General features: G+C 63.2%; 15 protein-coding genes. 14 read left to right on the top strand and 1 reads right to left on the bottom strand.

Annotated elements, in window-relative coordinates:
- Positions 1-370: 370 nt before the first annotated feature.
- From EOD43_RS14540 to rfbA, 9 genes are all read left to right on the top strand, one after another.
- On the top strand, positions 371-1,876 hold the full coding sequence (locus tag EOD43_RS14540; RefSeq protein WP_127744540.1) for an ATP-binding protein: 1,506 nt from the start codon (positions 371-373) through the stop codon (positions 1,874-1,876).
- Positions 1,877-2,111: 235 nt separating this feature from the next.
- A complete protein-coding gene (locus tag EOD43_RS14535; RefSeq protein ID WP_127744539.1) occupies positions 2,112-2,981 on the top strand; it encodes an MBL fold metallo-hydrolase in 870 nt (289 codons plus the stop codon).
- A 22-nt stretch (positions 2,982-3,003) separates the two neighbouring features.
- Entirely contained in the window at positions 3,004-3,993 is a 990-nt protein-coding gene (gene nadA, locus EOD43_RS14530) for a quinolinate synthase NadA (RefSeq protein WP_127744538.1), read from the top strand.
- A 103-nt stretch (positions 3,994-4,096) separates the two neighbouring features.
- Positions 4,097-4,942 (top strand): carboxylating nicotinate-nucleotide diphosphorylase, encoded by an 846-nt coding sequence (nadC, locus tag EOD43_RS14525; protein WP_127744537.1) that lies wholly within the window; start codon positions 4,097-4,099, stop codon positions 4,940-4,942.
- Between the two features lie 190 nt (positions 4,943-5,132).
- Positions 5,133-7,376: a S8 family peptidase gene (locus EOD43_RS14520; protein WP_164857235.1), complete on the top strand. Its 2,244-nt coding sequence runs from the start codon at positions 5,133-5,135 to the stop codon at positions 7,374-7,376.
- On the top strand, positions 7,373-7,951 hold the full coding sequence (gene rfbC / locus EOD43_RS14515; protein ID WP_127744535.1) for a dTDP-4-dehydrorhamnose 3,5-epimerase: 579 nt from the start codon (positions 7,373-7,375) through the stop codon (positions 7,949-7,951). The genes EOD43_RS14520 and rfbC overlap by 4 nt, the downstream gene beginning before the upstream one ends.
- Before the next feature lie 18 nt (positions 7,952-7,969).
- Positions 7,970-9,022 carry a dTDP-glucose 4,6-dehydratase gene (gene rfbB / locus EOD43_RS14510; protein WP_127744534.1) on the top strand — a complete coding sequence of 351 codons (1,053 nt, stop codon included), beginning with the start codon at positions 7,970-7,972 and terminating at the stop codon, positions 9,020-9,022.
- Positions 9,019-9,897: a dTDP-4-dehydrorhamnose reductase gene (gene rfbD, locus EOD43_RS14505; RefSeq protein WP_127744533.1), complete on the top strand. Its 879-nt coding sequence runs from the start codon at positions 9,019-9,021 to the stop codon at positions 9,895-9,897. Before rfbB ends, rfbD begins: the two co-directional genes overlap by 4 nt.
- Positions 9,894-10,769 carry a glucose-1-phosphate thymidylyltransferase RfbA gene (gene rfbA, locus EOD43_RS14500; protein WP_127744532.1) on the top strand — a complete coding sequence of 292 codons (876 nt, stop codon included), beginning with the start codon at positions 9,894-9,896 and terminating at the stop codon, positions 10,767-10,769. Before rfbD ends, rfbA begins: the two co-directional genes overlap by 4 nt.
- Here rfbA and EOD43_RS14495 read toward each other — a convergent pair whose 3' ends face one another.
- Positions 10,770-11,921 (bottom strand): glycosyltransferase family 4 protein, encoded by a 1,152-nt coding sequence (locus EOD43_RS14495; RefSeq protein WP_240653207.1) that lies wholly within the window; start codon positions 11,919-11,921, stop codon positions 10,770-10,772.
- 219 nt (positions 11,922-12,140) lie between these two features.
- Here EOD43_RS14495 and EOD43_RS14490 point away from each other — a divergent pair, with 219 nt between their 5' ends.
- The 5 genes from EOD43_RS14490 to EOD43_RS14470 all read left to right on the top strand — a co-directional run bounded on the left by EOD43_RS14490 (position 12,141) and on the right by EOD43_RS14470 (position 18,477).
- Positions 12,141-13,340 (top strand): glycosyltransferase family 4 protein, encoded by a 1,200-nt coding sequence (locus EOD43_RS14490; protein ID WP_127744530.1) that lies wholly within the window; start codon positions 12,141-12,143, stop codon positions 13,338-13,340.
- Positions 13,341-13,456: 116 nt separating this feature from the next.
- A complete protein-coding gene (locus EOD43_RS14485; protein ID WP_127744529.1) occupies positions 13,457-14,572 on the top strand; it encodes a KpsE/RkpR family capsule polysaccharide export protein in 1,116 nt (371 codons plus the stop codon).
- Entirely contained in the window at positions 14,565-15,380 is an 816-nt protein-coding gene (locus tag EOD43_RS14480) for an ABC transporter permease (RefSeq protein WP_127744528.1), read from the top strand. Before EOD43_RS14485 ends, EOD43_RS14480 begins: the two co-directional genes overlap by 8 nt.
- Positions 15,377-17,440 carry a glycosyl transferase family 90 gene (locus tag EOD43_RS24140; protein ID WP_127744527.1) on the top strand — a complete coding sequence of 688 codons (2,064 nt, stop codon included), beginning with the start codon at positions 15,377-15,379 and terminating at the stop codon, positions 17,438-17,440. Before EOD43_RS14480 ends, EOD43_RS24140 begins: the two co-directional genes overlap by 4 nt.
- A gap of 74 nt (positions 17,441-17,514) precedes the next feature.
- Positions 17,515-18,477, top strand: a complete 963-nt coding sequence (locus tag EOD43_RS14470) for a UDP-glucuronic acid decarboxylase family protein (RefSeq protein ID WP_127744526.1) — start codon at positions 17,515-17,517, stop codon at positions 18,475-18,477.
- Positions 18,478-18,495 lie beyond the last annotated feature (18 nt).

Below are 18,495 nucleotides of genomic sequence, written 5' to 3'. Positions count from 1 at the left end.
GACCTGTCACGGCCCGGATGCGGAGCGAGCTCTGCTCCGGGCCGGTCCTGCATCCCCAGGCTGATCGGGCGAGAGGATGGTGGAGCGACTAACCCAAATGGTTCGTTTTGTCAAGGGTGTTCTGTAAGTGTTCTCTATCTCGTCATTGCGAGCGGAGCGAAGCAATCCAGGCCCGCATGTGAGAGGCTCGCGGCCTCACTCTAGTGCGGGCCTGGATTGCCGCGTCGCCTGCGGCTCCTCGCAATGACGAGTGGGGAGGATGGGGAGAGGGGGCGGGGACCACCGTTCCGCAAACGGATCAAATATCGTATGAAAGCGTCGTAGCATCGAGGCCGGCGGCGAGATCGGCGCAACGAGCAGAGGATAGCGCATGATATCCGTCCTGATCGCAGAGCGCGATGCGGCCGATGCGGCGGCGTTGCGCCGGCAGCTGGAGAGCAGCGGTTGCGGCGCAATCGTCGTCACCGATGCGGCTGACGCGGCAGGGCTGATTGAGGCCGAGGGCGGATCGCTGTCGGGCCTGATCGTCAATGTCGAACTGGGCGACGGCGTCAACGGATGGGACCTGGCGCGGCGGCTGCGCGAGGTGAATCCGGCGGCCGCGGTCGGCTATGTTTCGGCGCTGGGGCATGGCGACTGGGCGATCAACGGCGTTCCGGGCAGCGTGCTGATCGGTGCGCCGGGGGGCGGCAAGACGTTGCCCGACGAATTCTTCCGCCTGTGCCGCGCGCGCCATCAGGGGCGCGGCACGTTGCAGATCGCGCTGTCGGACGAGCACGGGCTGAACGCGGCGATCCGCACCGAACGCGAGGCGTTGCAGGAGCATCTGCAGCGCACACCCAGCTTCATCGCGGTGCTCGACGGGCCGGAGCATCGCTTCATCTTCGCGAACGAAGCCTATGTCCGGCTGGTCGAGCGCGAGGTGGTGGGCCACACGGTGATCGAGGTGTTCCCCGAGGTTCAGGAACAGGGCTTTATCGACATCCTCGACCGGGTTTACCGGACGGGGGAGGATTTCGTCGCCCACGGCGTCGAATTCTACATGAAGCGCGAGGGGGTGGAGAATAAGACCACCTATATCGACCTGATCTATCGCCCGATCCGCAACACGGCGGGCGATATCCACGGCATCTTCGTCGAGGGCGAAGACCTGACCGAGCAGATGGAGACGCGCGATCGGCTGGAGACGCTGCAGAACGAGCTGATCCACGTCGCGCGGATCAACGCGATGGGGCAGCTGGCGTCGGCGCTGGCGCACGAACTGACCCAGCCGCTCGCCGCGATCCAGAATTATGTGTCGGCGGCCGAGATGCTGACCGAGCGCGAGGGCCGCGACGAGCGCGTCGCCGAATGTCTGAAGGGCGCCGCCGCCAGCGTGCATCGCGCGGGCGAGATCATCCACCGGCTGCGCGCGATGACGATGCGCGGCGCCGCCCAGCATGAGCGGACGGCGATCGAGCCGCTGCTGCGCGATGCGGCGACGATCGCCTGCACCGGGCGGCCCGACGTGCGGCTGAGCTGGGATCTGCAGGCGCGCGGCATGGTGCGGGTCGATCCGGTCCAGATCCAGCAGGTGATGCTGAACCTGATCCGCAACGCGATCGAGGCGGCGGGGGGCGAGAAGCCCGCGATCACCATATCGACCGAAGGCGACGGGCGCATGCTGCGCTGCTGCGTATCCGATGCGGGGCCGGGGATCGGGCCGGACATGATGCCGCGCATCTTCCAGGCTTTCGCCAGTTCGAAGCGCGACGGCATGGGCATCGGCCTGTCGCTGTCGAAGCGGATCATCGAGACGCATGGCGGGCGGATGACGGCCGAGAACAACGACGATCGCGGCGCGCGCTTCTGCTTCACCGTGCAGAGGGTGGAGTGACTGTCCTTATCCTCCCCCGCCATGGGGAGGTGTCAGCGTAGCTGACGGAGGGGGAGGCGACGACGAACTTCGGATCATCGCATCCTCCCCCTCCGTCGCCTTCGGCGCCACAGTGCGAGGTCGGATCGTCCCCCGGACGATCCGTGAACATGCTGGGAGCATGTTCAACCTCGCGCTCCCTGGCGGGGGAGGATGAGTGACGTCAGCCCTTCACATCCTCGCTTGCCGATGCCACATGCGCCGCATGGGAGAGACGCTTTACGGTGTGGCGCAGGCCGAACATCCGCTGGTGCGGCGCGTGCTGGCGCATAATCCGTCGGCCTTCACCTATACGGGCACCCAGACCTATATCGTCGGCACGCGCGACGTGGCGGTGATCGATCCCGGCCCCGACATGGAGGATCATGTCGACGCGATCGTGGCGGCGATCGGCGGAGCGCCGGTGAAGGCGATCATCTGCACCCACACGCACCGCGATCACAGCCCGGCGGCTGCGATGCTGAAGGCGCGGACGGGCGCGCCGATCATCGGCTGCGCGCCGCTGACGATCGAGGCGGTGGGCCCGCGCGCCGATGCTTCGTTCGACAAGGATTATGCGCCCGACGGCGTGCTGGCCGATGGCGATCGGATCGAGGGCGACGGATGGACGATCGAGGCGGTCCACACGCCCGGTCATACGAGCAACCACCTGTGCTATGCGCTGCCGGAGGCGAACGTGCTGTTCACCGGCGATCATGTGATGGGCTGGTCCACCAGCGTGGTAGCGCCGCCCGACGGCGATATGGGCGCCTATCTGGAAAGCCTTGAGCGGCTGATGGCGCGGACGCAGGACGCGATCTATCATTCGGCGCATGGCGATCCGATCGAACGGCCGCACCGCTTCGTGCGCGGGCTGATCGGCCATCGAAAGCAGCGCGAGGGGCAGATTTTGCGGCTTCTGGAGAAACAAGTGGGGTCGATTCCCGACATGGTCGGCACTATGTATGTCGGCGTCGATCCGCGCCTGCACGCCGCAGCCGGTCTGTCCGTGCTGGCGCATCTGATCGACATGAAGACCCGGGGGCTCGTACGCGAGACCGGCGACCAGTGGAGCCTGGCTGCGTAAGCGGCCTCTGGAGTGATTTGATATGACTGCGATCGTTCAGAATCTGAGCGGGCTGGACCTGCGCGCCGAAATCGACCGGCTGCGCAAGGAACGCAACGCCGTGATCCTCGCCCATTATTATCAGGCGCCCGAGATTCAGGATCTCGCTGACTTCGTGGGCGACAGCCTCGATCTGTCGCGCAAGGCGGCGGCGACCGACGCCGACGTCATCGCCTTTTGCGGCGTGCGCTTCATGGCCGAAGTGGCGAAGATATTGTCGCCGGAAAAGACCGTGATCCTGCCCGATATGGATGCGGGATGTTCGCTGGAGGACAGCTGCCCTCCGGAAGAGTTCGCGCGGTTTCGCGCGGCGCATCCCGATCACCTCGCGCTGACCTACATCAACTGTTCGGCGGCGGTGAAGGCGCATAGCGACATCATCGTCACCTCGTCTTCGGCGGCGACGATCCTGTCGCAGATCCCGCTGGACCAGAAGATCATCTTCGCGCCCGACCGGCATCTGGGCGGCTATTTCGCGCGCACCACGGGCCGCGAGATGCTGTTGTGGGAAGGCAGCTGCATCGTCCATGAGGCGTTCAGCGAGACCGAACTTCTGAAGCTCAAGGCCCAGCATCCGGGCGCCCCGGTGGCGGCGCATCCCGAATGCCCGGTCCATATCGTCGACCATGCCGATTATGTGGGCTCCACCCGCGGCATCCTCGATTATGTGCTGAACGATCCGGCCGAGACCTTCATCGTCGCGACCGAGCCGCACATCATCCACCAGATGGAAAAGGCCGCGCCGCACAAGACCTTCATCGGCGCGCCGGGCGCGGACGGGAACTGCAACTGCAACATGTGCCCGTATATGGCGCTCAACACGATGGAGAAGCTGTATCTGGCGCTCCGCGACCTGACCCCGCAGATCGAGGTGGACGAGGAAACGCGCGTGGCGGCGAAGCGCTCGCTCGATCGGATGCTCGAGATGACCGGTGGTCTGAGCGGGCCGGACGTGAGGCGGCCCAAAATCTAATTCTCATCGTCACCCCCGCGCAGGCGGGGCCTATCCAATGTCATCACTCGCGGAGAGACTGGATGGGTCCCCGCCTTCGCGGGGATGACGGAAGAGGAAGCAGATGCCTTTCACACTCGAAAACTTCGACCTTTCCGCCTTCGTGGCGAGCACGCTGGCCGAGGATATGGGGCAGGGGGGGGATATCACCTCCGCCGCGACGATCCCCGCCGATGCGCGCTTCGAAGGCGTGATGGCGAGCCGGGATGCGATTTCGGTCGCGGGGTTGCCGATTGCGGAGGCGTTTTTCCGCGCGCTCGATCCGGATGTCGAGATCGAGACGCTGGTGGAGGATGGCGCGCGCGTCGCCAAGGGCGCGGTGCTGATGCGGCTGAAGGGCAAAGCGCGGGCGATGCTGACGGCGGAGCGATCGGCGTTGAACACGGTGCAGCACCTGTCGGGCGTCGCGACGCTGACGGCGCAATATGTCGATGCGATGCGGGGGACGAAGGCGACCCTGCTCGATACGCGCAAGACCATCCCCGGCCTGCGCGTGCTGGAAAAATATGCGGTGCGGATGGGTGGTGGGACCAACCATCGCATGCGGCTGGATGACGCCGCGATGATCAAGGACAATCATGTCGCGGTCGCCGGCGACATCGGTGAGGCGGTGCGCCGTGCGGTCGCGGCCGGGATCGAGCGGATCATCGTCGAGGTCGATCGCGTCGACCAGATCGAGCCGGCGCTGGCGGCGGGGGCGACCCACCTGCTGTGCGACAATATGGACGCGCCGACGCTGCGCGGCGCCGTGACTTTGGTGGGCGGACGCGTGCCGACCGAGGCTTCGGGCGGGGTGCGGCTGGATACGATCAAGGCGATCGCCGAGACGGGCGTGACCTATGTGTCGGTCGGGCGGCTGACCCAGTCGGCCGCGGCGGCGGATATCGGGCTGGATTTCACGGCGGTTTGACGCCGCTTTTATTCGTCATTGCGAGCGTAGCGAAGCAATCCACTCCGCAGTTTGGAGTGGATTGCCGCGTCGCCTGCGGCTCCTCGCAATGACGAGGCTTGTGGGGTGGGCGTAGCGCACACAAAGCCATTGTCGCGCACATCCTGTTCGTGACAGGTCTGTCCCAACGAGTCTCGTTGGGGAGCGGACTATGCAGGGCAGGACGATGACGGCGATGGCGCTTGCGCTGATGCTGGCGGCCTGCGGGGGAGGCGGCGGTGGGGGCGTGCAATCGACGCCGACCCCGACGCCCACACCAACGCCTACTCCCACGCCGACGCCGACCCCGTCGTTGATCGATGCATCGGTGTTCCAGACGCAGGAATATACGAACTCCAACGGCGCGACGCAGGCGCAGGCGATCGTCGCGTGGCAGAACCGGGCGACGGGCAGCGGGATCACCGCCGCGATCGTCGATTCGGGGCTGAGCAACGGTTCGGGCGAGTTTACCGGGCGCATCTCCGCTGCCTCCACCAATGTCGCGGGCGGCAGCGGCTTTGCCGATGAGGATGGGCACGGGACCGAGATTGCGGGCGTGCTGGCGGCGGCGCGCAACGACAGCGGGATCATCGGGGTCGCGTATGAAGCGACGATCCTGGCGCTGCGGGCCGATACGCCGGGCAGCTGCGCCGGATCGGGCGGGTGCAGTTACAGCGATACCAGCATCGCCGCCGGGATCGATGTGGCGGTGGCGCAGCGGGCGAAGGTGATCAACCTGTCGCTGGGCGGATCGCCGGCCAATGCGACCCTGCGCGCCGCGATCGACCGCGCGACGGCGGCCGGGACGATCATCGTCATATCGGCGGGCAATGACGGCAGTGCGGAGGCCGATCCCTTCGCGCGGATCGCGAATGACAATATCGCACGCGGGCTGGTGATCGTCGTCGGTTCGTCGACCGAGGACGGTAGCGCGATCGCCGACTTCAGCGACCGGGCGGGATCGACCGCGAGCAAGTTCATCCTGGCCAACGGGGTGCGGGTGCGCGCGCCGGGGCCGGGCACATCATCCTTCCTCGTCACCGGGACATCGATCTCCGCGCCGATCGTGTCGGGGGCGGTGGCGCTGCTGGCGCAGGCCTTTCCCAATCTGACGCCGGCGCAGATCGTATCGCTGCTGCTGTCGAGCGCGAACGATATCGGGACGGCGGGGACCGATGCGATCAATGGCGTCGGTGTGCTGAACATCGCCAAGGCTTTCTCGCCGCAGCGGGGGACGAGCCTGGCGGGATCGACCGTCGCGATCTCGACCGCGACCAACGCCGAACTGGGCAGCGCGTTCGGCGATGCGGCGGGGCAGACGGGATCGGCGATGGCGGTGATCATCGACGGATATGGCCGCGCCTACGAACTCGATGTCGCGCGGACGATGCGCGGGCGGCCGGCGATGCGCCCCTTGTTCGATGCGCTGTCGGGCGGGATCGGGCAGGCGTCGCTGCGCAGCGGGGGGATGGGCGCGGGCTTCGCCTTCGGCGCGGCGCGCTATCGGGCGCAGCTGGCGCCGTCGACGGTGGGGCCGAACGGGGTGAACGTGCCGCTGCCGCTGTCGGGCTTCGTGACCGGGCGGGTGAACCGCGATCTCTCCGTCGCCTTCGGCATGGCGCGGAGCGGGGCGCCGCTGCCCGAGGGGGAGGGCGGCGATGCCCTGCTCGTCGCGCGGGCGCCGGTGGACGATATCGGGATCAGGCGGGAACAGGCGATGGCGGTGGCGATGCGGCAGAGCATCGGCGCCTTCGGGCTGAGCCTGCGCGCCGAACGCGGCGATGTGCAGCGTGGCGGCGCGCGCACCCTGAACGGGCAGGCGCGCTACAGCCTGATCGACGCGGGGGTCGAGCGGCGCTTCGGGGCGGTGCGTCTGGGCGCGGGGCTGGGGATGATCGACGAGGATCGCACGCTGCTGGGCAGTCGCTTCGCCGCCGGTTTGGCGGGCGGGGCGCGGAGCCGTTATGCGACGGCGCAGGTGGGGGTCGATCTGGCGCAGGGCTGGGCGCTGGCGGCGATGGCGCGGCGGCAATGGACGCGCGCGGGTGCGGGGAGCCTGATCGACGGCGGGCGCTTCACCGGGGCTGCCTATGCGCTGACGCTGACGGGCGCGGGCGTGTTCGCGGCGCGCGACCGGGTGGCCTTCCGCGTCGCGCAGCCGATGCGGGTGGAGGCGGGGCGGCTCGCGCTGCTGCTGCCCGACAGCTACGATTATGAAACCGGCGTTGCGACGCGCAGCGTGCAGGCGATCGACCTTGCCCCGCGCGGGCGCGAGATCGATGCCGAACTGGGCTGGCAGACGGCATGGCGCGGCGGATGGATCGCGACGAGCGCCTTCGTGCGCCGCGATCCGGGCAATATCGCCGACGCCCCCCTTGACCCCGGCGCCACGTTGCGGCTTGGGCTGCGCTGGTGAACCCGGACAATCCATCTTCCCCCATCCGCATCATCACCCCGGCCCGCCACGGCGATGCGCGCGGCTGGTTCATGGAAAGCTGGCGCGAGGATCGACTGGCGGCGGCGGGCGTCGACTGTCGCTTCGTGCAGGACAATCACAGTTTCTCGGCCACCGTGGGTACGCTGCGCGGGGTGCATTTCCAGACGCCGCCGCACGCGCAGGCCAAGCTGATCCGCTGCACGCGTGGCGCGGTGATCGACGTGGCGGTGGATCTGCGGCGCGGATCGCCGACCTATGGGCGGCATGTCGCAATCGAGCTTTCGGCCGAGAATGGGCGGCAGATGTTCATTCCGGTGGGCTTCGGCCACGGCTTCGTCACGATCACGCCCGACTGCGAATTGCTCTACAAATGCAGCGCTTATTATGCGCCGGAGGCCGATGCGGGGCTGCGCTGGGACTGCCCCGATCTGGCGATCGACTGGGGGCTCAATGGGCGCGAACCGACCTTGTCCGATCGCGACCGGCGATTGCCGTGCCTCGCGGAGTTCGATAGCCCTTTCGCTTATGATGGTTCGCCACTTCTGCCCCTCTGACCCTGTCGCGGTGTGGCCATGCGCATCCTGATCACCGGCGGGGCCGGGTTCATCGGATCGGCGCTGATCCGCCATCTGATCGCCGAGAGCGGGCATGAACTGCTCAACCTCGACAAGCTGACCTATGCCGCGCCGCCGGGATCGCTGGCGACGGTGGAGGGCGATGCGCGCTATCGCTTCGTGCAGGGCGACATTTGCGACGCGGCGCTGGTGGCGCAGCTGTTCGCCGAGTTTCGGCCGCAGATCGTCGCGCATCTGGCGGCAGAGAGCCATGTCGACCGGTCGATCGACGGGCCGGCGGACTTCATCCGGACCAATGTGGTCGGCACATTCACGATGCTCCAGCAGGCGCTCGCTTACTGGCAGGGGCTGGGCGCGGCGGAGAAGGCGGCATTCCGCTTCCATCATATCTCCACCGACGAGGTGTTCGGATCGCTGGGGGAGGCGGGCGCCTTTACCGAGGCGAGCGCTTATGATCCGCGCTCGCCCTACTCGGCGTCGAAGGCGGGATCGGATCATCTGGTCCGCGCGTGGCACGCAACCTACGGACTGCCGACGATCGTCACCAATTGTTCGAACAATTACGGGCCGTATCACTTCCCCGAAAAGCTGATCCCGCTGATGATCATCCGCGCGCTGGGTGGCGAGATGCTGCCGGTTTACGGCGACGGATCGAACGTGCGCGACTGGCTGTATGTCGAGGATCATGCCCGCGCGCTGCGGATGGTGTTCGAAGGCGGGCGGCCGGGCGAGACCTATAATGTCGGGGGGCATGCCGAGCGGCGGAATATCGACGTGGTGCAGGCGGTGTGCGCGACGCTCGACCGGCTGTCGCCGCGTGGCGACGGGCGGCCTTACGCTGATCAGATCGGTTTCGTCGCGGATCGGCCGGGGCATGACCATCGCTATGCGATCGATGCGACGAAGATACGCGACGAACTCGGCTGGGCGCCGCGGGTGACGTTCGAGGCGGGGATCGAGGCGACGGTGCGCTGGTATCTCGACCATCGTGGCTGGTGGGAGGCGATCCTGGCCGGGCGCTACGATACCGGGCGGCTGGGGCTGGGATGACGCGGCGCATCCTGATCACGGGCGGGACGGGGCAGATCGGCATCGAATTGGCGCGGCAAGGCTGGCCGGGGGATGTCGACCTGCTGATCCCGACGCGCGGCGAACTCGATATCGGATCGGCGGAGAGCGTGGCGACGTGGTTCGCGGCGCATGATGTGGCGGCGGTGATCAATTGCGCAGCCTATACGGCGGTTGACATGGCCGAGAGCGAAGTCGAGGCGGCGTATCGCGCCAATGCGACGGGGCCGAAGCTGCTGGCCGAGGCGAGCGCGCAAGCGGGCGTACCGATCGTCCATGTTTCGACCGACTATGTGTTCGATGGTGCGAAGCACGGCGCCTATTCCGAAAGCGATCCGACCGCGCCGCTGGGCGTCTATGGCGCGTCGAAGCTGGCGGGGGAGCGGGCGGTGGCGGCGGGCAATGCGCGGTCGCTGATCCTGCGCACCGCGTGGGTGGTGTCGGCGCATCGCGGCAATTTCCTGAAGACGATGCTGCGCGCCGGGGCGGCCAATACGAAACTGCGCGTCGTCGCAGATCAGATCGGCTGCCCGACATCGGCGCGCGACGTGGCGGAGGCGCTGCGGATCGTCACGTTGCGGATGATCGAGGATGTGGGGACGTCTGCCGGCCTCTATCACTTCGTCAATGCGGGGGAGGCGAGCTGGCATGGCCTTGCGACCGAAATCTTCGCGCAGGCGGGTATGATGGTGGAGGTGGAGGCGATCACGACGGCCGAATGGCCGACGCCCGCGAAACGCCCGGCCCATTCGCGGCTGTCGACCGCGAAGATCGCCGCGGATTATGGCATTCGCCCGCGTGACTGGCGCGCGGCGGTGCGCGATATCGTCGACGAGATGATGGGAGCAGATACGTGAAGGGGATCATCCTGGCCGGCGGCGCGGGGACGCGGCTTCACCCGATGACGCAGGTCGTCTCGAAACAGCTGCTGCCCGTCTATGACAAGCCGATGATCTATTATCCGCTGACCACGCTGATGCTCGCCGGCATTCGCGAGGTGCTGATCATCTCCACCCCGCGCGATACGCCCGCCTTCCAGGCGCTGCTGGGCGACGGATCGCAATGGGGGATGGCGATCGATTATGCGGTGCAGCCAAGGCCCGAGGGGATCGCGCAGGCTTACATCATCGGCGCGGATTTCATCGCGGGGCAGCGATCGGCGCTGATCCTGGGCGACAACATCTTCTACGGCGCCGGCCTGCCCGACATGCTGGCGCGCGCGGCGGGGCAGACGGCGGGCAGCACGATCTTCGCCTATCGCGTCGCCGATCCGCAGCGTTACGGCGTGATCGATCTCGATGCCGGCGGGCGCCCACTGGCAATCGAGGAAAAGCCCGCGCAGCCGCGATCGGACTGGGCGGTGACGGGCCTCTATTTCCACGACGCCAGCGTGATCGACGCAGCGCGCGCGCTGACCCCTTCGGCGCGGGGCGAGCTGGAGATATCGGATCTCAATCGGCTTGCGCTGGACGCCGGCACGCTCGCGGTCGAGCGTATGGGCCGCGGCTATGCCTGGCTCGACACCGGCACCCCCGACAGTCTGATCGAAGCGGGCGAATTCGTCCGCACCCTGGAAAAGCGCCAGGGCTTCAAGATCGCCTGCCCCGAGGAAGTGGCGTTCGAACAGGGCTTCATCGACGCGCAGGCGCTGGAACGGCTGGCGGAGGCGGCGGGCAGCGGGGATTATGCGCGTTATGTGCGCGGTGTGGCGGAGCGCAGCCGCGCCTGACTAAGGGCGCGTGCGCTCCAATTCGGCGATCAGATCGAGTACGCCGTCGATATGCGCATCCCATGTCGGGGTGCGCCAATCCTTCATCCGCTCCAGCTGCGCGGCGCGGCGCGGCGAGTCTTCCTTCGCATAGTCCAGCACGGCGTTGATCCAGCCGGGGCCGTCGAGTGGATCGAGATAATCGGGAATGTCCTGCCCCGCTTCGCGCAGCGCGGGGATATCGCTGCAGATCACCGGCGTGCCGAGCGACAGCGCCTCCGCCACCGGCATGCCGAACCCTTCCGCGAAGGAAGGAAACAGAAGCGCACGCGCGCCGGCGAGCAGCGGGAACAGGGCATCGTCAGACAGGCCGGACAATTCGGTGACATTGCCCGCAATGGTCTCGCACCGCTCGAGCATGTCGACGATATTCTCATTCTCCCACCCGCGCCGCCCCACGATGACGAGATGCGGCACGTTCTCCGCCCCATGCTGCTCAACCATGCGGCGCCAGGCGTGAAGCAGGAGAAGGTGGTTCTTGCGTGGCTCGATCGTGGAGATGAAGACGAAATAAGGGGCTGGAACGTCGAGTGTCGGGGGTATCAGGGTTTCCGGTAGATCCACGCCCAGCAGGATCGGCCGCATGATGGGGCGGCGCCCCGATGCCATAACGTAAGGCTCGATCGATTGTGCAACCGACGCGCTGATCGTCACGAGACCGTCGGCCAGTGCCGCCATCGTCTCGACCCGCGCCAAATGGATGCTCCGCCCGTCGGGGCGCGCATATTCGGGATATTCGATAGGTATCAGATCGAACACCGTACAGACGAAGTGTGCCTGTTCGCGCGCGACCTTGGTCGCAACACGATCGCGCTTATCAAGGTGGCTAGGCGATGCCTGTATCAGATAGCGTGAATGTTGGCGCTTCGGCTTGCGTATAGGGCGAGGCCACATTCTGATGATTTGGCGGATCGCCTCGATACGCGTCCATCGCCGCTTCTTGCCGCCCTGCCAGCGCCATTCGAGATCGTCGAAGAACGCTTCTGCGATGCGGCTTTCAATGCGGCCGTAGAACCCCAACGGGTTGGTTGCGCCGTAACACAGCCTGTCCCCCAACCGAGCCTGCAGACCGCGCACATAGGCGAGTTCGACCCGATCCACGCCGGTCGGCATCGGATGCAACACGCGGGACAGAAGGCGAGATATGTCGAGAATCAGTTCGATATCGGGAGGCAAATCGATAGCGGTTGCGGCGCGTGTCATCCCGACTGCCATATTCGGCATCAATCCCGATCGGCAATAGCGTGATGTACGACTTCCCAATCGGGACCGCGCAGGATAGTCGCGAGCGAGGAGTGCGACACAGGATCGGGTGTAGTGGTCTTCGCAAGGATGAACCAAGGATCTGGTGAGCGATTCCCGCGCAACCTGTTTGTCGATGTATCCGTGATTGCACGACGGGACGCGGGAACCGGCATCCAGCGCGTGGTCCGATCTTTGTGGTGCCAGTTGCGGGCGGTCGATAGCGACAGCATGAACGTGATTCCCGTCGCTGGCACACGGCGCGGCGGATATCGGGTGATCAGGAACGACTTTCTCGAACGGCCACTGAGCCGACTTCCGCTACCGTTCGGCAAGGCCCGGATGCGTCCGAAATCCGGGGACATCTTCCTTGGTCTGGATCTGGCCGCGCATATCATCCCGTATCGGCGTAGCGATCTGCTGCGCTGGCGGCGAGCAGGCGTGTCGCTGGCGTTCATTCTCTACGATATGCTGCCGATTCAACATCCTGAATGGTTCGGGGTAAGCATGCGAACGAAGTTCGCCCAATGGCTCGATATCGTCGGTCGGCAAGCTGATCATGTGATCTGCATTTCCAAATCAGTCGCAGATGATTTTCGCGAATGGCTGACGGCTGCGGTTACGAAACGCGCTGAGCGGCCGGCAATCGCTGTCATGCGACTTGGCGCCTTTATCAGGTCAACAGAATCCAGTGGGGGCATGCCGCTCGATGCGCAGGACAGGCTCGCATGGGCAAGGAACAACAGAACAACGCTTATGGTCGGCACGATCGAGCCGAGAAAGGGCTATGATCAGGCGCTCGCGGCGTTTGAGCACTTGTGGAACGAGAGGCAAAGATCCGACGCTACCCTGCTGATTGTGGGACGCCCCGGTTGGGAAACCGAGGCGTTGCAGCATCGGCTTCGATCGCATCCTGAGGTGGGGCGCAGACTTTGCTGGATTGAGAATGCCAGCGATGAATATCTCGAAAAGCTTTATTCGGCGTGTTCCGGCCTGCTGCTCACCTCTCGGGGGGAAGGCTTTGGCCTGCCGTTGATCGAGGCCGCTGTGCACGGCAAACCTATTCTGGCGCGTGATATGACGGTTTTCAGGGAAGTGGCGCCATCGGGGGTTGCCTTCTTCGCTGGGGATGATTCTGTCTGCCTTGCTGAGGCAATGCTGTCATGGCTCGACGGACCTGTCGTGATACCTGCTTCGGTTGATCTAAACGGATGGGACGTGACAGCCGGCGATCTGTTGGCGGCGCTGGATATGCAGATCGACGCAGGTTGGCCGGCGAATATGCGATAAAGTGCAGCGATCGATCGATGTCTCGAAAGCCCCTTTTTTTGCCGCCGATGCTAGCCTATGACCGCGCTGGCTTGGGGAGATCCCACCGCTCAAGATATGCCTTTGGAAGTTCACGGATGATCGAAACTGTAATCGAGCGGCTCAAAAAGCTCGGACCGCTCTTCTTGTTGACCGTCGTTATTCCCGTGATCTGTGCGATCATATATTTCGGGTTGCTGGCATCGAAGGTCTATATTTCGGAATCTCAATTCGTCGTGCGCAACCCGGAAAAGGCATCACCTTCGGGGCTGAGTCTTCTCCTGAAATCTTCGGGTATGGGCGGCGGCGGCGGGACCGATGAGGTTGCAGCCGCCGAGGCATACGTAAATTCTCGAGATGCGCTTCGCGAACTGAACAAAGACGGTGCGATCGAGCAGGCCTTCAGTCGAAGCAGCATTTCGCTCTTCGATCGCTATAATGCGACAGGCTTGGATGATTCGTTCGAGGATCTTTTCAGCTATTTCCACAATCATGTGACCATCGAGCACAGCACGTCGTCGGTTATCACCAAGCTTTCGGTCCGCGCCTATACCGCAGAAGATGCTTACCAGATTAATCGACGCCTGCTGGAGCTTTCAGAAAATCTGGTCAATCAGCTCAATGAGCGTTCGCGGCGGGATCTCATCTCATCGGCCGAGGATGAGGTTCGCGAAGCGAAGAATCGTGCGTCGCGGGCGGCACAGGCGCTTTCGGCGTATCGGAACGCGCGTGGTGTCGTCGATCCGGAAAAGCAGGCTTTGGTGCAGGTCCAAGGTGTGATGCGCCTGCAGGAAGAGTTGATCGCGGCGAAGGCTCGGTTGGCTGAAATGCGCGCATTCACTCCGAACAGTCCGCAGATCGCGCTGTTGGGTACCCGAGTCCGAGAGCTGACGGCTCAGGTTGCCAACGAGAATGCCAAAAATGCCGGCGCCCCTTCGTCGCTGTCGACCGTGGCCGCGCAATATCAGCGTGTCCAGTTGGAGAGCCAGTTGGCTGATCGTCAGCTGGCTGCAGCGATTGCGGCATTGACCGATGCACGCAACGAAGCCCTGCGTAAGCATGTCTATGTCGTGCGGATCTCACAGCCCAATCTTCCTGATGAAGCGCGTGAGCCGCGCCGGTTGCGCGGCATTTTGGCGACGCTGATCCTGGGTATCGTCACGTGGGGCATTCTTTCCATGCTGCTCGCCGGTGTGCGTGAGCATAATGAATAGATCGTCCGAAAACTCATTCTGGATCGACCGGCAACTTATCAAGGGGCTGCAAGTCCAGGGGCGAGTGCTGAAAGCGCTGTTCATGCGCGAAGTGCTAACGCGCTATGGCCGGCATAATATCGGCTTTCTGTGGCTGTTCGTCGAACCCATGATGTTCACCCTTGGCGTCACAACCTTGTGGTATTTCGCCAAGGCCAATCATGGTTCCGATCTGCCGATTACGGCTTTCGCGCTAAGCGGATATTCGAGTGTTCTTCTGTGGCGAAACATGCCGGCTCGCTGCGTCGCGGCGATCGAGCCAAATCTGCCGTTGATGTATCATCGACAGGTCCGCGTTCTGGACTGCTTTTTGTCGCGCCTAATGCTTGAGGCGGCTGGCGCGACGATGTCGTTTACACTGCTGTCGGTTTTCTACCTCTCGATCGAGTGGGTGGCCCCGCCCGAAGACGTGATGAAGGTCGTCGCGGCGTGGCTGTTGCTGGCATGGTTTGGCGCGGCCTTGGCCCTCACGATCGGTTCGCTGGCTTTCTTCTCGGAGACTGTGGAGAAGCTTTGGCATCCGATGTCTTATGTGATCTTCCCGCTGTCGGGTGCAGGGTTCATCGTGGATGCTTTGCCGCCTGAATTCCAAAAAGTTATCCTCTATTTCCCGATGGTGCACGGGATCGAGTATCTTCGTGAGGGTTATTTCGGTTCGAAGGTGCACAGCATTTATGATGTGCCATATCTCGTACTCATCAACGTGGGTTTGACCTTCGTTGGCTTGGCCCTGAGCCGCATCGTATCGCGTAGGATCGTGCCCGGATGATACGTCTTGAACATGTTCGGCGCAGCTACCCCACGCACCACGGCAGCGTGACAGTCCTTAAAGACGTCAACTTTCAAATTGAGCGAGGTGAGCGGGTCGGGATTCTCGGCAAGAACGGCGCTGGCAAATCGACCATGATCCGGTTGATCAGTGGTGCCGAGAAGCCGAACTCCGGCCGCATAATCCGCGATATGTCCGTGTCCTGGCCGCTGGCATTTGGTGGCGGCTTTCAGGGTGCGCTGACCGGTATCGATAATCTGCGCTTTATCTGCCGTATCTACGGGCAGGATTGGCGTGATCATATCGATTATGTCGAGGAGTTCACCGAGCTAGGCCGTTTCATGCGCGAGCCGATGAGCACATACTCCTCGGGCATGCGTTCCCGTCTGGCGTTTGCCCTGTCGATGGTTATCGATTTCGATTGTTTCCTGATCGATGAAATCATGGCGGTCGGCGATCATCGTTTTCATGAGCGGTGTCATATCGAGTTGTTCGAAAAGCGGGCCAATCATGCGATGATCTTCGTTTCGCATGATCCCGGTTTTCTGCGTGACAGCTGTCGGCGCATCTCGGTGCTTTCCGATGGCCTGCTCCATAATTTCGATGATCTGGAGCACGGCTTCGAGTTCTATTATCACGGGCAGGCTTTGCCGCCTCAGGTGGAAGCTCCCCAGATAGAAGAAACGCAGATGGACGCGCCGCAGGAGCGGGTTCTGGACGATCGCAGGCACGATTTCGTGCGCATCGTGTTCGGGCCCGACCATGCGGGCGTGAACATGCCGATCGACATTACGGATCCCAACGCCGTCGCGCGCTGGGTGTTCGGCCATCCGTTGAATAGTGATCCGATCGTCGCGCAATATCGGCTGGACCGCAAGGTAACGGCTGACGAATTGACGCTGCTATGGGCACTGTTCGGAAGCCTCGTTCCGGGCAATCACGTTGACAGGTCGTTGCACGGCGTTCTGGCGGACTATGCCGAAACGCGCATCGGCTGCGATGTTAGCCGGACATTCCTTCAGACCTTCGAACGTTATGCACCGTTGGAAGGGCCGAACGGCGTCTGGGCGCACATGTCGTCGGAAGGCAGCGCGATACGTCGCATCACGTCGTTCCATCATGTGCCGACGGGGCGCGAATTGCCGTTGCGCGTCGAGTTCAGTCGCCCATCGACCCACGTTCACGAAGAAAATGAGTTGGCCGAGTTTACGATCGGCGAGGAGGGCGTGACGTGTCGACTGCTGACGTCGCTGCCCATCAATTACACGTCGCGTATGTTTGCGGTCTATCCGATCATCATGCCGTATCTGGAGCACTGCGATTTGTCGGGAAGCTTCGACATATCGTTGGGTGACGAGGGGGTGATGGGGCGTGCCTTGTCCTTCTGCTCGGTGCTGCGCGATTATCTGGTTGCCGATCCGTACTTCATTCAGACGGCAGGATATGCCCAGGAACGGCAGAGCTACGGCATTGCCCATCGCTGGGACGAGCTGAAAGATCAGGCATATTGGCGCGGCACGGATACGGGCGTTTTTCGGTACCGTACCTATGCCGCCGCGCCGCGCGTGGCGGCTGCGCTGATGTCGCGTGAACGTCCGGATATTCTCGATGCGCGTATTACCAGGATCGAATTGCGACCTGGACATATCGAGAAGGAGGCGTGGTATCATGAGATGGGTCTCATGGGCCCTGAGGAAGACCAAGCCAATATTCTGAATTACCGCTATCAGATCGATATCGACGGCAACACCAATACCTGGAGCAGCCTGTTTCTCAAGCTTTTGACCGGTACGCCAGTTCTTAAGGTCGAGTCCGAATTCGGTTTCCGTCAGTGGTATTACGACCTTCTCGTGCCTTGGGAGAACTATGTCCCCGTCGCATCTGACGCATCGGATCTGATCGAGAAGATCGAGTGGTTGCGTGCCAATCCGGAGCAGGCGCGGAAGATTGGTCTTGCAGGCCGTCGACTGGCCGACTCGGTAACATATGAAGAATCCATCAAGGAATCTCACGCAACGTTGGCGCGTCTCGTCGCACTGAACCGGCGTCGAAATATCTGATGATGGCGGAAAGGTTATCCTGACCGCGCTCCGTCTACTGTGGCAGGCTATTTCGTCCTGCAAGGGATCAAGACATGAATCGCTATTTCACCTACACTCGTTCGATTGTTACTGGTGGTGCTGGCTTCCTCGGTTCGCATCTGATCGATTATCTGATGTCGCATGGCCATGATGTTGTTTGCGTCGACAATCTGTTGACCGGCAGTAAGAACAACATCCGGCATCTGTATCAGCACAACCGAGTATCGTTCGAGTTCGTGCGGCATGATGTAACCCAGCCGCTCGATATTCAGGCTGACGAGATTTATAATCTCGCATGCCCAGCCTCGCCGCCGCAATATCAGCACAATGCGATCTATACGATGAAGACGAGCGTGCTCGGCGCGTTGAACGTTCTCGAACTGGCTCGTGCGACCAATGCCCGTATTCTCCAGGCGTCGACATCGGAAGTCTATGGCGACCCGGCCCTGCACCCGCAGCCGGAATCCTATTGGGGCAATGTGAACCCGATAGGCGTCCGTAGCTGCTATGATGAAGGAAAGCGTGCGGCGGAAACCTTGTTCATGGACTTCCGCCGCCAATACAACATGAACACCAAATTGGTGCGCATCTTTAACACCTACGGTCCGCGCATGAACGTCAATGACGGCCGCGTGATCAGCAATTTCATCGTTCAAGCTCTCAAGGGCGAGAATATCACGATCTACGGCGATGGAAGCCAGACGCGATCATTCTGCTTTGTCAGCGACCTGGTGGAGGCGATTTACCGTACGATGAACACCGAGGCCGAGTTTGGTGATCCGATCAATATTGGCAACCCGGGCGAGTTCACGATGCTTGAGTTGGCCGATAAAATTCTCACCAAGATCGGGGGCACGTCCAAGCTGGAATTCCGGCCATTGCCGCAGGATGATCCGAAACAGCGTCAGCCGGATATTTCGCTGGCAGACAGCAAGCTTGGGTGGGCGCCGAAGGTTTCGCTCGAAGATGGTCTGACCGAGACGATCGCCTATTTCCGTGAAGCGCTGGAAAGCTGAGGGACATATCTGACCAAT

The organism is Sphingomonas crocodyli (assembly GCF_004005865.1).
GTDB classification, from domain to species: Bacteria; Pseudomonadota; Alphaproteobacteria; order Sphingomonadales; family Sphingomonadaceae; genus Rhizorhabdus; species Rhizorhabdus crocodyli.
Note: the sequence above shows the minus strand (reverse complement) of the source record. Positions and strands in the feature narration are given on the sequence as shown.